The sequence below is a fragment of the Candidatus Symbiopectobacterium sp. genome (assembly GCF_020054415.1).
Classification (GTDB): Bacteria; Pseudomonadota; Gammaproteobacteria; order Enterobacterales; family Enterobacteriaceae; genus Symbiopectobacterium.
On the sequence record NZ_JAHWCO010000740.1, the window covers coordinates 1 to 2,744 of the forward strand.

Below are 2,744 nucleotides of genomic sequence, written 5' to 3' on the forward strand. Positions count from 1 at the left end.
AATCCAGGCGGCATCACAGAAATGGACGATGCCCTTACAGGACTGGCGTATGGCAATGAGTCGCTTTATTATCGAGTTCGGTGACCGCCTTGACGGTCACTTCTGAGGAAAGGCATTTACACAAAATCTTAAACAGGCTCCACCATTGACCCATCGACACAATCGCGGCTTCTGCCCTATTCTGCATCGATCAATGCGACTCAATTGATACTGACTCAAGGGGAACAGAAGTATGTTTATCCACTGGGCGACAAGTTTTATTTGTCGTTTGCACCCTATGTGCAGCAAACACACCCTTGCTTTAATCACAGCTTTTCGGGCTGCTAGGGAGAGTTGACCAACACAGTATTCAACGTCAAAATTACTGACAAGCAGGGCGCTGTCATTGTGCATAAAAACCTGACGAGCTATCAGAATGGTTTTGTAGGGGTCTGGTTGCTGCGCAATACCGAAGGAACCATTGAGGTAACCTATCAGGGACGTGTCGCTCAGGCACCTTTCGCTACTTATGATGACAGTCAAACCTGTATGACCACGTTACGACTGAAGAGCGTCTAAACACACCGCTGATGATTCCACCTCAGCGCGTATGCTGGGGTGGCAATCATCATGCCGTATCGGCTTTGGTGACACAGCGGTTTCTCCTGTATTTTTTCCTTCCTTTTCTGTTACACTTGATGGACTTGTCACCGGACGGTAAATCTGCAATCTCTCTGTTAATCAAAGTCATTCTTGGCGCTATCATTGTTGTGTTGATTGGTATTTTGGCTAAGACCAGACACTACTATATTGCGGTGTTGATCCGCTGTTTCCGACCTTTGCCTTAATTGCCCACTACATAGTGGGAACAGAGCGCGGTACAGAAGCGCTGCGAGCCACCATTATGTTTGGCATCTTGTCGATCATTCCCTATCTGATTTACCTGATATCGCTCTACTATTTTACTGCATCCATGAAGCTGCCGTTGGCACTGCTATCCGCGGTGGTCTGTTGGAGCGCTTCTGCGTTTGTATTGATCAAAGTATGGGCGCACTTCTATAACCAGTATGGCATATCCCGCAGCGATCGGATTCCTTAATAATGAGCGCGGATATCACAGAAAGATGGCTTCATTGTTATTACTGCGTCTTCTGCGTGATTTCTTTCTGTTACAGCAAAACGTCGCGTCCTCAGAAGGTGAGGATGAGGCAGTCAGAGCCAAGCTGCGATAATCGTTATTCAGGATCATGGTGCAAATCTTTTCCCACGACACGATATAGTGCTCCTCGGTAGCGCATGCCTCTTCATCTGGTATGCACGTCAGAAAGCCGCGTGAACGATGCCAACTGAGGTAATGAGCGATGTTGACGCGGAATTGATCTGCCATTTTCTGCGGCATTGAGTTCAAGAGAAATGTGGCATGGTTTTGCCATGTCTCTTCGCTGGGTTTGCGGGCGTTATCATACGGGCTAGCGCGGCTAAACGTGGCCTGTTGCGGATGGTCTGCCTTACGCGGAAAAATTTCTGTGGTTTGTTGTTCGAAAGGCTCCTGTATTTTCATGTTGCTGCGTGGTGCACCAGAGCGACACATGAGGTCATACAAGGGGTTGTAAGGCGCTTTTGACAGGCTATTAAATAACCAGACATCTTGCGACTGCCAATCAAACAGAGGATAGAGCGTATGAATCTGGCCGCTGGTCTCTGATGTAGACAGGAGTTCGTTGCTATCTTCTCCATAGCTTTTTTGTGTCGGTTGGCTATCGTTATTGGCGTCCTCGTTGGACAGTGTTCCCATGACGAAGGCGAGGGTTTTTCCAGAGGAGAGCCAATTCAGAAACCCAGAAGTAAAATTGCTCTCTGCCATCGCATAATGGTAAAACGGAAAGAGATGTTGATCTGTAATAGTGTCTGCTGGGGGAATTCTCCACCATTCAACGTTATCTTCCCACGATATCCAGGTGCGGGAGTGATAGGGCTGGTTATTTTCAGTTGTGAGCGGCAGCGCAATCCAATAAAAATGTTCAATTACATCGCGATATAGCTGTTTCAAGCGTTGTATATGCGAAATAGTTTGCGTATGTTGAGCCTCCTGATCAATAAACAATACTGTGATTTTCTTACCGTGAGCTTTAGCAACCGTAGCGGCGAGGTGTAATAATACCGTTGAACTTTTCCCTCCAGATAAGGAGATACACACTTTTTCATAATCACTGAAAACGATATCAAGGCGTAATAGCGCTGCATCAAAAACGTTGGATATGGAATGTGGCTCTTTCATCTCATTGGCCCTGGCGGTAAAGTTTTTTCTGGTTTGCCGACTGATAGCGAACTGTGACGTTTTTATATTTTGTATAGCCAATGTAAGAAATGAATCTCTTTATCATGTTTGTTAAAAATGACATGTCGACAAAAAGACCTTTCATCTCTGTCCTGCTCTAACTGTTTGATATTTTGTTATTTATTTAGGGTTGATGAATGTGATAACCCTCTGCGTGTGTATTTTTATGCTCGTTAATATAAACTTTTTTTCGTCATTTTTTGTCATTTTTCGCTCAATTAATTGCAAATTTTTATAAGGAAATAGTCATGGCCTTAGCAGTTATTACTGGTTTATACCCGTGATCAGGCTTTGTTGAATAAATAGATATTATGCTGCGTAGCCATAAAGGCTGCGGATTCCCTTGACGTAAAATCAGTATGTTAAATCCAGAGCGTGGTGATGCATCCCGGAGCGATCAGCATTTTAATCCAAAACAGGCGTGTCA

1 protein-coding gene and 2 pseudogenes are annotated in these 2,744 nt (G+C 44.9%); 2 read left to right on the forward strand and 1 reads right to left on the reverse strand.

Features of this window, described 5'->3' with window-relative positions; all coding sequences use genetic code 11:
- Positions 1-144: 144 nt before the first annotated feature.
- Together cueP and QZ506_RS21255 are read left to right on the forward strand one after the other, a co-directional pair.
- A pseudogene (cueP, locus tag QZ506_RS21250) lies at positions 145-558 on the forward strand (copper-binding periplasmic metallochaperone CueP); the annotation flags it as partial.
- A 149-nt stretch (positions 559-707) separates the two neighbouring features.
- Positions 708-1,078 (forward strand): annotated as a pseudogene (locus QZ506_RS21255) (GlpM family protein).
- A gap of 15 nt (positions 1,079-1,093) precedes the next feature.
- Here the strand turns inward: QZ506_RS21255 and QZ506_RS21260 are convergent.
- Positions 1,094-2,338 (reverse strand): phosphoadenosine phosphosulfate reductase family protein, encoded by a 1,245-nt coding sequence (locus tag QZ506_RS21260; protein ID WP_291973740.1) that lies wholly within the window; start codon positions 2,336-2,338, stop codon positions 1,094-1,096.
- Between the last annotated feature and the right edge of the window lie 406 nt (positions 2,339-2,744).